The following is a 15,592-nucleotide window of genomic DNA, read 5'->3' on the forward strand; positions in this document are numbered from 1 at the left end:
ACGTTCGGCATAGTTCCGATGAGGAAGTTAGCTGTTACTCGTAGTTATAGCAATACCAATGGCCGCATCACTGCCTGCGTCAGCGGCCGGCCGACACCTCCACGACCGCCTCGAGCAGGGCCAGCAGCTCCTGCTCCGTCCGATCGAGTGCGGTGATCGATCGCTGCGCCTTGGCCACGATCAACGCGCCTTCGATGGCCGCGATCGCAAAGGTGGCCAACGCGTGAGATCGCTCGCGGGCGACACCACGCTGCCACAGCGACGCTGCGATGGTGTCTTCCCAGGAGGAGAACGACTCACCCGCCGCCGTCACGGCACCGGGAGCATTGAGCCCCTCGAGCGCGGCGGGAGCGACCGGACACCCCGCTACGAAGTCGGTGGCCAGCAATTCTCCGCGAAACCCTTCGATGATGGCCCGGACGGTGGCAGCGGGGCCTGCCGCGGTGAGGCCGGCCGAGATCATCGCACCCATGGTGGCTCCCGCAGTGCGCGTCGCCTCTTCCACGAGCTGGGGCTTGCCGCGCGGAAAGTGGTGGTAGATCGAGCCACGGGGCGCGCCCGCGTGATCGATGACGTCGGCCAGCGACGTCGCTTCCACGCCGCGTCTGCGAAACAGATACGCAGCGCTGCGCAGCATGTCGTCCCGAGCGCTGCTTCGACTCGCCATCCGAACCTCCCGTGAGAACATCACTATCGTTGACGTGACGTCGCGTTACATCTACAGTCACCCTGTAGCTATGCTGTTGAGCATAGCTGGAACAGCAGTCCCGAGACCGGAGAAACGCCATGTCCCTCGACACCGACGTGATCGATCTGCACAGCCCGCTCACTCTCGCCTGCGGGCAGATCCTGCCGAATCGGGTGATGAAGGCCGCTCTCAGCGAAGGACTGTCCACCGCCGAGCACGGCCCGGACTCCCGCCTGGAAACGCTGTACCGCCAGTGGGGCGCGGGCGGCTACGGCCTGGTGGTGACCGGCAACGTGATGGTCGACCGGTCCCATCTCGGCGAACCGGGCAATGTCGTCATCGAGGACGACCGCGACCGCGATGCGCTGGCCCGTTGGGCGAAGGCAACATCCGACGGCGGTGCCCCCATCTGGATGCAGCTCAATCACCCCGGTCGGCAGGCCAACCCGCTCGTCACCCGCTCCAAGCCCGTTGCACCGTCTGCCATCGCCCCCAATATCCCGGGAATTCCTGCACCTCGGGCATTGAGCGAGAACGAGATTCACGAGATCATCGGACGATTCGCCACCGCAGCGGCCGTGGCCGAGACGGCCGGCTTCGACGGCGTCCAGATTCACGGGGCGCACGGCTACCTGGTGTCGCAGTTCCTGTCGCCTCTGTCCAATCGGCGCGACGACACCTGGGGCGGCGACCTAGACGGACGGATGCGATTCGTCCTCGAAGTGGTCCGCGCAATCAGAGCAGCGGTGTCTCCGAGTTTTGCGGTGGGAATCAAACTGAATTCGGCGGACTTCCAGCGCGGCGGGTTCAGCGAGGAAGAATCGCGCATCACCGTCGAGCATCTCGTTCGAGAATCGATCGATCTGATCGAAATAAGCGGTGGCAGTTACGAATCACCCGCAATGATGGGTACCGCGAGCACCCGCGATCGTGAGGCGTACTTCCTGGAGTACGCGCGAACGGTGCGCGACGCGGCTGGAGCGGTGCCACTTGCGGTCACCGGGGGCTTCCGCACCCGCTCGGTGATGAGTTCGGCAGTGCGATCGGGCGAGTGCGACATGGTCGGCCTGGGCCGTCCGACTGCCCTCGCCCCGGCCGTCGCGAGCTCGCTGGTCGACGGCACGCTGGATCGGGTCGAATCTCCTCGCGTGGCCCTGCGCGTCCCGTCGATGGCCGGCGCGTTCAAGCAGATCAACGGCGCTCTCGATCTGCAATGGCACACCGACCAACTGCAGCTCATCGGAGCTGGGCAGCAACCGAATTCGAGCCGTCCGGCATGGAAGACTGCGGCAACGATGATGCAGCGCAACGGCTGGGACGCGTTCCGCAACCGCCGAAGCGCCGCTCGGACCGACACCTCCGCTGCAGTGGCAAAATTCCGCCGCGAGCGCTGGATCGGCAAGCACATTGCGAATCCGATCGTCAATGGACTCACATCGATCGGTGTCCGAACCTCTCTGGTCACCGATATCGAGACCGTCGGCCGCAAGTCCGGCCTACGTCGGCAGGTACCGGTGTCGGCAGTGTTCGACGACACCGGAGCCTGGCTGATCTCCCAGCACGGAACCCGATCCGGCTGGGGAGCGAACATCACCGACGAACCCAGGATCCGACTACGTGCGGGCACCCGATGGCTAACCGGCACAGCGACTTTCGTGCCCGACGACGACGTCGCCCTCCGAGCGCGAACCTTCTCGAACAATCCGGTTCTCGGACGTTTGATCGAAGCCGGCTTCCGCGCGTTGCAGACCGACCCGATCTCGGTTCGGGTGGAGTTCGACGTCTGACCTGGATGTTGCCCAAAAATTAGGTTTGCTTTACTTAAGTTGTGAAGACGCTCCCCCACTTGTCGGTCACCCTCGGCGCGGTCCTTGTCGCAACCCTGGTCTCGTCCTGCGGTGCCGGCACAGAACCGGCGGCGACGAACTCGGCGACGCATTCGGTCACCACGCAGTTCGGCACCGTCGCGGTACCCGATCGAATCGAGTCGGTCGTCGTGATCGACGGCCGACGCGACCTCGACATCGCCCTCGCGTTCGATTTGCCCATCGTCGGGATTCCGGTGGAAACCGAGGCCCCGCCCGAAATTCCCGGCCCGCTGACCGAGCCCACGGGGATCCTGCTCGCAGCCGGAGTGCCCGAGCTGTATCCGCGGAACACCGTCGACCTCGAAGCCATTGCACGCGTCGATCCTGACCTGATCATCGGCCGCGACGAGGTGGTCGAAGAAATCTACGACCAGCTGAGTGCGATCGCGCCGGTGTTGCCGGTCGGCTCCACCGGCACCGGGGTCAGCTGGCAGCAGGATGTCGCATCGATCGGTGCAGCACTGAATCGCCAGGACGAAGCACGAGCAATAGTCGACGAATACACCACGCGCGTGGATGAACTCACGACGCAGTACGCCGCTGAGATTGCCGATACCGCCGTCCTGCCGGTCAGCACATCGGAGAACGGCGGGATCTCGATCGGACGTGACCGGGTGACGTCCATCGCGCTCGAGGATGTGGGAGCCCGCTTCGGATCCGCCTGGACCGCCGCCACTCCGGAAATCGACTACGGACCGGAGAACGTCACCGCCGCATCCGACGCCGTGGCGATTATTGCCGCAATCACGTCGGTGGAGGATCTGCAGGCGATGAACGCCAATCCGCTCTGGACCGGATTACCGGCTGTGCGCAACGACCGCATCGTCAGGACGGACAAGTTCACCAACGACGGCGGACCACTGACCGCGCTGTGGACCCTCGAGTTGGTGGAGAAGCTCTACGACCCGAGTTGATCACCGACCTTCGACGAACAAAGTCCTACTCGACGGCAGCCACGCCGGAGTCGCATAATCAGTCGATGGAACCGACACCCACGGGCACGCTGCGCAGCAGCGACAGCGGCTTCGCTCTGGAATTGACCAGGACCATCGCCGCTCCGCGCGAGGACGTGTGGGCCAGCCTCACCGAATCGCCTCGAACGGCGCTGTGGTTCGGGCCGTGGGAGCGTATCTCGGACAACACCGTTCGCGTCACGATGCGCTTCGAGGAGGGCGAGCCGGCCTCGGACATGGCCGTCGAAGCATGCGAGCGGCCCAGCCGACTGGCCGTGCGAACGATCGACGAGATGCAGTGGCAGCTCGAGGTTCGCCTCGACGAGAAGGATGGGTCGACGGTCCTGATCCTGGTACACAATTGCGAGAGCACCCAAGGCCTGGGCGATATCGGCCCGGGGTGGGAGTACTACCTGGACATGCTCGTCGCGTCCAGAGACGGCACTCCGTTGCCGAGCTTCGACGACTACTACCCATCACAACAGCAGTACTACGCATCACTGCGCCCGAATTGAGTCAGTGGTTGCGAAGCTCGTCGATCAGCTCGTCCTTCTTCAGCTTCGAGTAGCCCTCGAGGCCCAATTCTTTGGCTCGGTCTGTCAATTCGTCGACCGTCCAGTCCTCGTAGGATCCGGACTCTCCGCCCTTCTTTCCGACCTGCCCCCTCCCCTTGTTCGCGGCCGCGTTGGAGATGCGAGCAGCCTTCTCCTTGGAGTTGCCTTCCTCGCGGAGCTTCTCGTACAAGCCCTGGTCCTTCAACTGCGGCTGGTCCTCGGTCTCGTTCTTCTTCGACGGCATCGGAACTCCCATAGCTGGACTACTTCGATGTTGTGAGCGCTACCCGGTCTGCGCGACGACTAATCTCGCTCCCGAGGCACGCGAGTTGGTGTGCATCGAGCGTCATCGGGTATGCGACCGGGATGAAATCCGATCGATCGCAACCAGCGGACCGGGATGCACCCGACGACCGCGACAACACCGAGGCGGAAGGTGAGCCGCTCTCGGTCGGTGTGGTCAGCGATGACGGATTTGCGTCGACGGTCGCGTCTGCCATCGTCGCCAAGTTGCCCGATCACGCGATGATCGACGGGGAGCGCCGCGAGATACGCGTATCAGGGGCATCGGTTCCACTTCCGCCTACCGCGACAGGTGCGGCCCCGCTGGGACAGTGGCTTGCATCCGTGAAAGCAGATGCCAATTACGACATCGTGTTGTGTGTGTCGGAGGTACCTCGCCGCCAGGGTTCACGCCCGGTGATCGCCGAGACCCGGGACGGCACGACCGGAGCGCTGTACGTACCCTCCTTCGGCACCCTGGCGGTGCGGCGACGCGCTGTCGCGGCTGCGTTGGCCGTACTGCACGAGTTGATCGAAGCCGACGACTCGTCTCGTCTTCCGAGGAGGTACTTCAAGTCCCGTTGGGCGTCCAGTGACTCCGGCGAGGGTGACGAAGTGCTGCTGACGTCGAGCATCTTCGGCCGAACCAGGTTGGTGTCGGGGATGATTCGATGTAATCGACCGTGGCGATTGGTGCCGACTCTGTCGAGTGCGCTTGCTGCAGCCAGTGCCGCCTCCGCCTTCGGCGTGTTCTACGCGAGCATCTGGCAGATGGCGGCATCGATGAGTCTGGGTCGACTGGCGATGATCGGAGTCACGGCTGTGATCGCCATGACGGTGTGGGTGATTCTTCCCAACGGCCTGTGGGAGAAGCGGACGTTCCGCCGCTCCACGGTCGATCGTTGGATGTACAACGCAGCCACCGTGGGAACGGTCATCACCGGCGCGCTGTGCATGTACGCGCTGCTGTTCGCGGTGGTACTCGGCTCGGCGGCGGTCGTGATTTCACCGGAGTTCCTGACCGAGCAGATCGGTCGTCCGGCGTCGATGGGCGACTACTTCTCCCTCGCCTGGCTGGCCGCGTCGCTCGGTACGGTTGCCGGCGCGGTGGGTTCGTCGGTCGCCGATCGTGAGGACATACTCGATGCCACCTACGGTCACCGTGAACTGATTCGTCGGCAGTCGGCCACGTCGTCGTCGTGACGCTCCTTCGGACCTCTCCCGTTGTGAGTGAGAACAAGAAAAGCTGGGTACGTTCGGTACATGCCATATCTGGATCGCGTTGACGACGTATTCGTGTTGAGTCTCGGCAATCGAGGGGTCGACGACACCGAGAACCGCATCGGTCCGAACTGGATTGCCGAAATGAACGCGCTTCTGGACGAGGTCGAGGCGTCCTCAGGACCGGCCGCATTGGTGACCACCGCAACGGGCAAGTACTTCTCCACGGGCGTCGACCTGTCGTGGGGGGCCGAGAACCTCGATCAGATCAACCGGTTCATCGGCACGGTACAGGAGCTGTTGGTGCGCTTTCTGACCTTCCCGATGCAGACCGTCGCAGCCATGCAGGGGCACACCTACGGCGGTGCTGCATTCTTCGTGATGGCACACGACCACCGCATCATGCGATCGGATCGCGGATTCCTGTGCTTCCCCGGCGTCAACATCGGCGCGACCTACAGCCCGGGAACCGTCGACATGGTGCGGGCGAGATTGGCTCCGCATGCCTTCCACGAGGCGCTGACGACCGGGCGTCGCTACGGCGGTGGCGACGCCATGGCGCTCGGACTGGTGGACGCGGTGTCGACTGCGGAGCGTCTGCGCGACGACGCCCTCGCCCGCGCAGCCGCGTTGGTCGGTACGCGCGGTGATGTTCTGGGCGACATCAAACGCACCATGTACGCGAGTGAGATTCGCTCGCTGCTGACGCCTGTCGCAGGCGTCGACGAGATGGAATGGGTCTCGAACTAGGCGGTGCTGTCAGTGCACCACCAGGACCGGACATTCGGCGTGATGCACCAGGTTCTGGCTCACCGATCCCAAAATCGCTGCGGTGAAACGGTTTCGACCGCGACTGCCCACTACCAACACCCGGGACGTCGCGGAGATCGACCGGAGTTCGTGTGCCGCCGAAGCACCGACGGACACTGCCCGAACCGGCACCGACGGATACTTGTCCCGGTAGGTATCAACGTTGGCCTGCAACCACTGTCGTTCTGCCTCACGAAGGTGCTGCCAGTCGACCGGCGTGCCGTAGTCGAGTTGGTCGGTTTCGTGCACGGCACCCACGTGGACGGCGAGTAGCTCTGCACCGAGAATTTTCGCCAGTTCGAATGCTGCCGACAGTGCGCGCTTCGACGGTTCGGATCCATCCACCCCCACCGCGACGGGGGCCGGCACGCCCCCGGAATCGCCACGTTCGTGCCACACGAGCACGGGGCAGGTCGCGGCATTGACAATTGCCGTCGTCGAGTACCCGAAGACGATGTCGCGCAACGGACCCGACTCGCACGCGCCCACGACGAGCATCGCCGAGTCCGCAGACAGCGCCTTCGCCATCCGCGCAGCCGACAGCTCGGACACCTCCGATTCCACTGTCACCTGGGGATCGACCCCGTGCACGACGTCTACGGCGCGGGCGAGTACGCCTTCGCTCTCCTGCCGCAGCCGCGTCGGGAAGTCGGTGGTGTCGAGCTCGGCGGCGACCGCTGTACTCCACTCGTCTTTCGGTGCACCGTGAACGAGGTGCACCGATGTCGATGCCGCTCGAGCGAAGTGCGCCGCCCACTCGGCCACCCCCTTGTCCGTGGGTGAACCGTCGACCACGACCGCTAGCGGTCCGTCGAATGTGGTTGCCGCGATCGTGTGGTCCATCGTTCCTCCGTTGGCCGAAGACGGTTTCTGCGTCGTCTTCTACGATCGCCGCTTCCTCGGCACACCACTAGGGCATTTGGCCACCGGTGTGACGGGTAGTTCGGGCTTGTGAACTACGCCCGAGCCACCAGAGGTGCAACTTCGGTGCCGAGGAGTTCGATCCCGCGCAGCAGGTCGCTGTGGGCGAGCCGCGGATTGGTCATCTGCAGCGACAATCGGTCCACGCCGCCCAGTTGTTCGCTCACTCGCATAATCTTGTCGGCCACCGTCTTCGGATCTCCCATGAAGAACGCACCGTTGGGACCGGAGGTGGCGTCGAACTGCTGGCGGCTGGGCCGAGCGAAGCCACGCTCCCGAGAGATCTTGGTGAACATCTCGTTCCAGCCGGGGTAGATAGTGTCTGCTGCGGCCGTGGTGGTCTCGGCGACGAAGCCGAACACGTGCAGGCCCACCTTCAGCTGCTCCGGCGGATGTCCCGCCTGCGCTCCGGCGCGACGGTACAGATCGACGAGCGGGGCGAACTGGCGCGGCTCTCCGCCGATGATGGCAATCATCAGGGGCAGCCCCAGAAGCCCTGCGCGAGCGAAGGATTCGGGCGTCCCACCGACGCCGACCCAGATCGGCAACGGATCCTGCAGCGGACGCGGGTAGATACCCTGACGGTTCAGTGCCGGGCGGTGTCGACCCGACCAGGTGACCTCGACGTTGTCGCGGATCTGGAGCAGAAGGTCGAGTTTCTCGGCGAAGAGCGAGTCGTAATCGGCCAGATCCAGGCCGAACAGTGGGAACGACTCGGTGAACGATCCGCGGCCCACGACCAGGTCGATCCGGCCCTTGGAGATCAGATCGAGGGTGGCGAACTCTTGGAACACCCGGACCGGATCGTCTGCGCTGAGTACCTTGACCGCGCTGCCGAGTCGGATGTTCTCGGTGCGCGCGGCTGCGGCGGCCAAAATTATCGACGGGGCCGAGTCGTAGTACTCGCTGCGATGATGCTCGCCGATGCCGAACGAGTACAGCCCGACCTGATCCGCGAGGGCGATCTCCTCCAGCAGATGGCCCATTCGCTCCTCGGGAGCGATCACCCGGTTGTCGGTCGGATCGGTCACGGAAGAGACGAAGCTGTCTACGCCCAGATGCATGGTGGGGCCTTTCGATTCGGGATGGTCGCCTCCATCAGCATCGATGAAGATTCGATTATTCCGATGCACGGGACACAGGGCGCGGGCTACTCCCCCCAGCGCTTCAACTCGCCGGCCGCGTAGTACATCTGCTGCGACGCGCCGAAACGAACGAGCAACTGCTGCTTCTCCTCGTAGAACCAGACCACGGTTCCGTACATACCTGCCATGGGCCCGCTCAGCGGTGTGACTCCGTCGCCTACCTCGAATCCGTCCATCCCTGCACCGTACCGATCGAGGGTGCCGAAATCGGACGCCCACCGTTCGGCTTATCGCCGTCCGCGCTTGTTTGCGCGCCGTTCCTCCAGCTTTCGCTTGCCGTAACCCCATGTGATGCGGCCCAGACCCTCGAAGAGTCGGCTGGAAAGACTCCTGCGGCCGCTCATGCGGTGACCTCGTTCTCAGCGCTGTTCATATTGGCTTGATCCTTTCTCGTAGGCAGCAGGGCATTTCGGTACGAACGTGTACCTGCTAGCTGCGCCTTATGAGTCGAATCGAGCAGGAGCAAACACACATCGGTCACGCGTGATCTACATCACTGGCAATGTGCCGGGCATCGAGTTACGCCCGCGCGACCAGTCGGTCGATCCACTCGAGCGACTCTGGATAGGCAGCGACGTTCGAGGCCGTGTGGTCGAACGCAGGTATCAGATCGGTTCCGAAATCGAACTCGCGGACGGTGATGTCCACGGCACCTGCAGCGCGCCAACGCTGCGCCAGGAGTCGACTCTGCTCGATGTCGACGGAGCTGTCGTTCACGCCGTGCACGATCATCACGGGCAGATCGGGTGCCGTGAAGCCGATGGTGTTCGCGGCCGTCAGAGACCCCAGCACGGGACCCGTCATCGATGCGCCCAGCGACTCGCCGTCGGCAGTCAAGTCCTCGGATCGAAATGATCCGTACGCAAGCGCGTCGGTCGTACAGAAATCCTGCGCCGCATCCAGAGCTGCCCGACCGCGTTCGTTGAACAGGGCGCGGATCCGGTCGGCCCGCTCGGGGTGCGCTCCGATCATGCCGTCGATCGTGTACAGCATCGTCGCGGCCCACGCGGAACCGTCCTGGCCATCGACGCGGACCACCGGATCGGTCGGCGCGGCACCGACGAAGGCACCGACCACCGACAAGTCGGGCGCGTACGTGGAGGCGAGCTCCGCAGCGGCGGCCGACGCGACCCCGCCGGCCGAGTATCCGTAGAGCACGATCGGCGCGTCGGTTCGGCTCGCCGCGGCCCGAGCCGAGTCCAGCAGTGCACGCGCGCTGGCGACTCTACCCAGGAACTCGTATTCGCCGGGGGTTCCTAGCCCCTGGTAATCCGTCGTGACCACCTGATAGCCCTGTGCCAGTAGCGGCAGTAATGCCGGCATCGTGGTTGTCAGCCCCAGCTCGGACGAACCCGAGCAGCGATCGGCTGTCCCGTAGCTGCCCGGCGCATAAGCGATCACGGGCCGTGTCCCAGGACCCCGCCACGCGAGGGCGGGTGTGATCAGAAGGCCCGACACGGCAACAGCCCGCTCCCGGGGGTCGGCCGATCGGTACAGGATGCGCTCGGTGCGTGAGCCCAGAACGTCGAGCTGTCGCACAGGCTCTCGACGCAGGATGTCCCCGGGCACGAAGGCCTCGAGGTCGGCGACAGGAGCAGTGTAGAAATCTGCGCTGCCGGGAGCGGCCGAGGCGGGTGCGACCGTCAGCGCGCAGGACGCGACAAGCACGGACATGGCCAAGGTGACGGAAGGGAATCTCATCTCGCGAGCAAGTATGCGGCTCCGGGTGACGATCCGCATCACGCCACGGCCGATACGGCGGCTGTGCGACGCCGATCGCCCCCTATGACTCCTTCTTGATCCACGTCGGAATGAGCCTGCGTACCTCAGGTGCGGCGGCCAGCAGTGGAGCCACTTCGCGTTCGTACGCAAGATAAGTGGGATGCCGGAGAAACTCGAGCGCGTCCTCGGCGGTTCTGTAGTGCTGAAACGCTGTGATGCCATCCGGATCGTCGGAATCGAGGCCGTAGTAGTAGGCGAGATGCCCGGAATTGTCGAGTACGGCCGGTGCCATGCGCTTTTCCCACAGAGCCCGAACGGCGTCGCGTTGATTCGGCAGGGTCTTGTGCGAGACGACGACGGTGACGCCGGGTACCGCCTCTGGTCCAACTGGCATGACGTAAGTCCTTTCGACCGAAGCATCCGATGTCCGCCGATCATGCACCACGGTTCGGACATTCGACGGTCGACTACCACGACGGTGACTGGACGGCCTCCTCGCAGACGTAGCCAACGCGAGATCGACGCATACTTCGACAACGTCGGCGGATTCCCTTGCTTCTCGAATCAATTGCGCTGCGGTGCCGGATCCTTCTTCTTCATCCCCTGCCCAGTGGCGACAGTCGATCCGGTAGCTACAGAAGGCGGAAGGAACGCCGCGAGCGCCAGTGCAATGATCGCTGCAAGCGCGGCCAGAGCCATGATGACCCGGAACCCCTCCTGTGCAGGCAATTCGGTCGATTCGAGCGTGATGGTCATCTGCGCGAGTATCACGCCTGCGACAGCGCTGGCCATCGAGGTGCCGAGCGAACGCATCAAAGCATTGAGGCCGTTCGCGGCAGCGGACTCCGACGGCGGTACGGCTCCCATGATCAGGGCGGGCATCGCGCCGTACGCCATTCCTATTCCGGCGCCGATGATGCACGAGATCGCGACGAGATGCCAGACAGCGCTCATCGTGACGACGCCGAAGATGTACCCGGCCGCGACGACAACCGCGGCGATCATCAGCGTCGTCTTGGGACCGCGGGTGGTCGTAATTCGCGACGACAGCGGTGCGATCAACATCATGACGATTCCCGACGGTGCCATCACCAGCCCGGTGACCAGCATCGACCGGCCGAGACCGAAACCTGTCTCGGTCGGCATCTGAAGGACCTGCGGGAACACCAAAGTCATTGCGAACATCGAGAATCCGAACACGACCGAGGCGAGGTTGGTCAACAAGACCTGACGACGGGAGGACACACGCAGGTCGACGAGTGGCTGTCTGGTGCGCAGTTCCCACCAACCCCAGAAGAAAAGCGAAACCCCTGCAAGGGCTATCAATCCCAGCGTTGTCGAACTGCTCCAGCCCCACACAGATCCCTTGGAGATGGCGAGTAGCAACGCGACGAGCGCGACAGCGAGGCCGACAGCTCCGACCGCGTCGAACACTCCCCCTGTTCGCACCTCGGATTCTGGAACCGTGACAACGACCAAGCCGGCCACTACGAGCCCGAGCCCCGCCGAGATCCAGAAGAGGATGTGCCAGTCGGCGTATTGGGCGATCAGAGCGGCAGCGGGCAAGCCGAGTGCACCACCTACCCCGAGTGATGCACCCATGGTGGCGGTTGCACCCGCGACTTTCTCACGCGGGAGAACGTCGCGAATGATGCTGAGCCCCAGGGGAATGACACCTGCTGCTAGGCCTTGTAGGGCGCGGCCGATGATCAGAGGGATCAGTGATTCGCTGAGAGCACCGGTAATCGATCCAGCGATCAAGAGTGCGAGGCTGATGAGAAGCATCAGACGTTTGCCGAACATGTCGCCGAGTCGGCCGACGACGGGCACCGCAACGGCACCGGCGAGGAGGGTAGCGGTGACGGACCATGCGGTGTCAGCAGCTGACGCGTCGAGCAGGGCAGGAAGTTGCGGAATCAGCGGAATGATCAACGTCTGCATCAACGAGACGACGATTCCGGTGAGGGCAAGCACGGCGACCACCAGGCTGGTATCGACTGTCCGTGTACGGCTGGCCTCGGATGTTGGTGTCGACATGCTGTGGTCCTCCATAGGGCTTGTTGCGGAAATGGGTGAAGGGTGCGCGCCGTGTGCACGCAGATAAGAGACCATCCGGCGCTCGACGTGACAGTGCGGGTTCGAGCCGCTATCGCTTCGCGGCCTCTGTTCGACGTCCGGTGGACGTCGAACAGAGGGATGGTCTGCGACCTCACTGATTCAGGTATCGAGAACCTGAATTGGTTTCACACCGAGGTGTTCAGGAGCGTTGTCGAAGTGGACCGGCAGCGGACCCACCTCGACCAGCGAATCTGTCGGTCGGTGAGCGGCCGTGCCGCCAACTCCGCACAACACTCGCCGTGTGTACCAACCGAAGGGGGAAAGTTGAGCGCATCGACTATCGACCTTTGTGGCGGCAAGGACCATGGATCGAAACCTGTTGGCGGACCGATGGACTCTGCGAGTGCGGCGAGGGCCGCTCGTGGCGACGGCACGTGCCATCAGCTCAGAACGCGGCCTACGAATGCGTCGACGTTGTCTCGGAGCGTCGCGGTGCGGCTCTCGACGTCGAAGTCTTCCTTGAACTGTCGCCCCAGCGCGGGGGTCTTCTTTTTACGTGCATAGAGCGAGCAGGCGAGATCCGAGCAGATGTACGTCCCGACGGAGTTGCCGCGCCGCCCTGATTCCCCGGCTTTCGCTGCGGCCATCAGGGATACTCCGCCGTTGGCGTGTGTGGTGAGGCAGATGCTGCACATCTGCGCCTTACGTGGACCACCGGCCTTGAAGCGCATCGCTATACCGAGCAGCCGATCTTTTTGCGGTACAACAAGATAGGATTTGCCCAATAGCTTGGGGTCGATCCAGCCGAGGAAATCCATATCGTCCCACGGAACCGACTCGAGTGCGGCAGGGAGAGTGAGCCGGGTGGCGTCGCCCTTGGTCGAGTTGATGAACGACGTTCTGATGTCGGGGCCGGACAAGCGTTTCATTGTTTCTGCCTCCACTGCTGTAGGAGAGTGTCGATTCCGTCGAGGATGCGTGTCCACGACTGCTGCGAGTCCGGACTACTGTGGCTGAATGCGCCGGATGCATCCAGAGTGGCGTATCCATGAAAGATGCTGCCCAACAATCTGATCGCATGGACCCGATCGGTTTCGTCGAGGTCGTATCCCCGCAGAATTGCCGTCATCATCGCCGAATGGCGTACGCCGGCACTGTTGATCGCAGTCTCGTGATCGAGTGGGAATTGGGTTGCCGTGTACCGGCCGGGATACTCACGCGAGTAGTCGAGGTACACATTCGCCACAGCGATCAACGCATCCTTGCGGGCCCGGCCCGCCAACGCTTCCGAAACCCGGTCGGCGAGTTCGTCCAGCGCCAACAATGCGATGCCGACGTTCAACTCGTGCGCGCTCTTCAGATGCGAATACAAACTGGCAACCTTGACGTCGAAACGCCGTGCGACCTCGCTCGCAGTCACCCGATCGAAACCGACTTCGTCGGCCAGATCCGCTCCAGCGCGAACGATGCGATCGACGTTCGATCCAGCGCGTGCCATGTCGGCCTCCTAGTCGGTTGAGGAGAACCGTACAGCTACCTAACACCTTTAGGCAACTGCCTAATTACATTCGGTGCCAGGTGGCGAGCTCATGGAAGACTTCACCACCGCTGCACGTCTCGCATGACAACCATATTGGGCGCTGGGAACCCTTGTCCGCACAAAGTTCGGTATGCACGTCAGCCGACCGCAGCCGCAGGCTCGGTGAGTTGCGTTCCTGCTGCGGCTCGTTCGCGTAGTGCGGTGACGTAAAGGAACAGGGTGAGGACACTCGTTGCACACTCTGAACAATCATCCAGCTCGCTTGTGTTGCCCCAGTGGCCGCCAAGTCACCTACCGGCCATTCTCACTACGAATGGTGTCATCTTCATTGTGTCACTACGAGATTGGGGGCGGAGTGGGATTCGGAAAGGCGTAGGGTGCGCCCATGAGCATGACAGCAACACCCATCACCCCCGATTTGCTGCGCGGCGCCCTCGACCACGAACGCACCTCCGACGGGTTGGTGCCGCATCGGCTCCCGGCATGGGCACGTGAACGCCTTCCCGACGTGCAATTCTCGTTGGCACAGGCACATCCGTCCGGTGTTCGTCTGATGTTTCGTACGGCCGCCGCTCACATCGAACTCGCCGTACTCCCCACCAAACGGGTGTATCTCGGATTACCTGCACGGCCCGACGGCGCATACGACATGGTGGTGAACGGGGAATTCCGCGAACGGGCCGTCGCGATCGGGGGCGACACGATCACGATCGATGTGAGCACAGGAGCCGAAGAGTTTCAGCCCGGAAGCCCCAGCACCATAGCGTTCGAACCCGGCGATATGAGCGTCGAGAAGAGCATTCAGATCTGGCTGCCGCACAACGAAAGAGTCACCCTGATCGGACTGTCCACCGACGCTCCGGTGGAACCGGACCCTGCACCCCCGAGAACATGGCTGCACTACGGAAGCTCGATCAGCCAAGGTTCCAACGCATCAGGACCGAGCGCGACGTTCCCGGCTCTCGCGGCGTCGACCCTCGGTCTCGATCTGGTGAACCTGGGATTCGCGGGAAGCGCCCTCCTCGATCCGTTCGTCGCACGCGTCGTACGCGACACAGCGGCCGATCTCATCAGCCTCGAAATCGGCATCAACCTTGTCAACACCGATGCCATGAGCCTTCGCGCCTTCGTCCCTGCGGTAGAGGGTTTCCTGGACACGATCCGTGACGGACATCCAACTACTCCTGTTGTCGTCGTATCGCCGCTCTACTGTGCAATCCACGAGAACATCCCAGGCCCAGGCGCTTTCGATCCCGTAGCGCTCGCGGTCGGCGAAGTCCGTTTCATAGCGACCGGAAGTCCTGGCGCAGGGAAGCTGACTCTGACCGTTGTCCGGAGCGCGCTGGCAGAGGTTGTCCGACGACGTTCGACAACGGACCCCAACTTGTACTACCTCGACGGACTCGACCTGTACGGCGAGGACGACTTCGCCGATCTGCCGCTGCCCGACGGACTGCATCCCGATGCCGAATCTCACCTCAGGATCGGAACACGTTTCGGCGCAGCCATATCCGCGATCTTACCCTCAGAGCCTGGAGAGGGAATCGATGCAGTTCTACCGAACGGGTTCGAGCTACGTCAATCCCGCCCTTAGATTTGCCGACTTCCTCTGCAGGGTTCCTTCGGCCGTGAATTGTTGCCGCTCCACGCCAGTGCATGACGACGCCCGGTGCCCAGTGACCGGAGTCATCGATGCGGCAAACTCATTGTCAGGACTGCCCTTTCCTACCGCGTCTACCCGAGCCGACAAACTGCAGGCATTCGGCAGCTCAGGCAATGCACATTCATCCGGACATACGAGATTTCCTTGACATTTCGTCTACAGTTGCG

Annotated in this window: 16 protein-coding genes; 6 read left to right on the top strand and 10 right to left on the bottom strand. The window is 63.3% G+C overall.

Annotation, left to right across the window (positions count from 1 at the left end):
• Positions 1 to 79: 79 nt before the first annotated feature.
• Entirely contained in the window at positions 80 to 667 is a 588-nt protein-coding gene (locus MTX34_RS13550; RefSeq protein ID WP_243594129.1) for a TetR/AcrR family transcriptional regulator, read from the bottom strand.
• 119 nt (positions 668 to 786) lie between these two features.
• On the opposite strand from MTX34_RS13550, the gene MTX34_RS13555 reads away from it, so the two are divergent.
• From MTX34_RS13555 to MTX34_RS13565, 3 genes are all read left to right on the top strand, one after another.
• Complete coding sequence (locus tag MTX34_RS13555) at positions 787 to 2,475, top strand: nitroreductase family deazaflavin-dependent oxidoreductase (RefSeq protein WP_243609742.1); 1,689 nt, start codon at positions 787 to 789, stop codon at positions 2,473 to 2,475.
• A 41-nt stretch (positions 2,476 to 2,516) separates the two neighbouring features.
• Positions 2,517 to 3,470, top strand: a complete 954-nt coding sequence (locus tag MTX34_RS13560; RefSeq protein ID WP_243609743.1) for an ABC transporter substrate-binding protein — start codon at positions 2,517 to 2,519, stop codon at positions 3,468 to 3,470.
• Between the two features lie 65 nt (positions 3,471 to 3,535).
• Positions 3,536 to 4,024, top strand: coding sequence for an SRPBCC domain-containing protein (locus MTX34_RS13565; protein ID WP_243594132.1), 489 nt, complete (start codon positions 3,536 to 3,538; stop codon positions 4,022 to 4,024).
• 1 nt (position 4,025) lies between these two features.
• Here the strand turns inward: MTX34_RS13565 and MTX34_RS13570 are convergent, their stop codons facing one another.
• Entirely contained in the window at positions 4,026 to 4,307 is a 282-nt protein-coding gene (locus MTX34_RS13570) for a Rho termination factor N-terminal domain-containing protein (RefSeq protein WP_243594133.1), read from the bottom strand.
• Positions 4,308 to 4,429: 122 nt separating this feature from the next.
• On the opposite strand from MTX34_RS13570, the gene MTX34_RS13575 reads away from it, so the two are divergent.
• Together MTX34_RS13575 and MTX34_RS13580 are read left to right on the top strand one after the other, a co-directional pair.
• Positions 4,430 to 5,548 (top strand): hypothetical protein, encoded by a 1,119-nt coding sequence (locus tag MTX34_RS13575; RefSeq protein ID WP_243594134.1) that lies wholly within the window; start codon positions 4,430 to 4,432, stop codon positions 5,546 to 5,548.
• A 60-nt stretch (positions 5,549 to 5,608) separates the two neighbouring features.
• On the top strand, positions 5,609 to 6,316 hold the full coding sequence (locus MTX34_RS13580) for an enoyl-CoA hydratase/isomerase family protein (RefSeq protein ID WP_243594135.1): 708 nt from the start codon (positions 5,609 to 5,611) through the stop codon (positions 6,314 to 6,316).
• Positions 6,317 to 6,325: 9 nt separating this feature from the next.
• Here MTX34_RS13580 and MTX34_RS13585 read toward each other — a convergent pair whose 3' ends face one another.
• From MTX34_RS13585 to MTX34_RS13620, 8 genes are all read right to left on the bottom strand, one after another.
• Complete coding sequence (locus MTX34_RS13585) at positions 6,326 to 7,219, bottom strand: universal stress protein (RefSeq protein ID WP_243594136.1); 894 nt, start codon at positions 7,217 to 7,219, stop codon at positions 6,326 to 6,328.
• 113 nt (positions 7,220 to 7,332) lie between these two features.
• The gene (locus tag MTX34_RS13590; RefSeq protein ID WP_279393220.1) at positions 7,333 to 8,361 is read right to left on the bottom strand and encodes an LLM class flavin-dependent oxidoreductase; all 1,029 of its coding nucleotides are present in this window, start codon (positions 8,359 to 8,361) and stop codon (positions 7,333 to 7,335) included.
• An 86-nt stretch (positions 8,362 to 8,447) separates the two neighbouring features.
• Positions 8,448 to 8,618, bottom strand: coding sequence for a hypothetical protein (locus MTX34_RS13595; RefSeq protein ID WP_243594138.1), 171 nt, complete (start codon positions 8,616 to 8,618; stop codon positions 8,448 to 8,450).
• 343 nt (positions 8,619 to 8,961) lie between these two features.
• Positions 8,962 to 10,143, bottom strand: coding sequence for a lipase family protein (locus MTX34_RS13600; RefSeq protein WP_243594139.1), 1,182 nt, complete (start codon positions 10,141 to 10,143; stop codon positions 8,962 to 8,964).
• An 82-nt stretch (positions 10,144 to 10,225) separates the two neighbouring features.
• Complete coding sequence (locus MTX34_RS13605; RefSeq protein WP_243594140.1) at positions 10,226 to 10,558, bottom strand: putative quinol monooxygenase; 333 nt, start codon at positions 10,556 to 10,558, stop codon at positions 10,226 to 10,228.
• A 170-nt stretch (positions 10,559 to 10,728) separates the two neighbouring features.
• Positions 10,729 to 12,201 carry an MFS transporter gene (locus tag MTX34_RS13610; RefSeq protein ID WP_243594141.1) on the bottom strand — a complete coding sequence of 491 codons (1,473 nt, stop codon included), beginning with the start codon at positions 12,199 to 12,201 and terminating at the stop codon, positions 10,729 to 10,731.
• A 461-nt stretch (positions 12,202 to 12,662) separates the two neighbouring features.
• Entirely contained in the window at positions 12,663 to 13,151 is a 489-nt protein-coding gene (locus tag MTX34_RS13615) for an FBP domain-containing protein (RefSeq protein ID WP_243594142.1), read from the bottom strand.
• Positions 13,148 to 13,720, bottom strand: coding sequence for a TetR/AcrR family transcriptional regulator (locus MTX34_RS13620; protein ID WP_243609744.1), 573 nt, complete (start codon positions 13,718 to 13,720; stop codon positions 13,148 to 13,150). Before MTX34_RS13620 ends, MTX34_RS13615 begins: the two co-directional genes overlap by 4 nt.
• 427 nt (positions 13,721 to 14,147) lie before the next feature.
• Between MTX34_RS13620 and MTX34_RS13625 the strand changes: the two genes are divergently transcribed.
• On the top strand, positions 14,148 to 15,356 hold the full coding sequence (locus MTX34_RS13625; protein WP_308198524.1) for an SGNH/GDSL hydrolase family protein: 1,209 nt from the start codon (positions 14,148 to 14,150) through the stop codon (positions 15,354 to 15,356).
• The last annotated feature ends 236 nt before the right edge of the window (positions 15,357 to 15,592 follow it).

The sequence above is a fragment of the Rhodococcus sp. ARC_M5 genome, assembly GCF_022810405.1.
Taxonomy (GTDB): Bacteria; Actinomycetota; Actinomycetes; order Mycobacteriales; family Mycobacteriaceae; genus Rhodococcoides; species Rhodococcoides navarretei.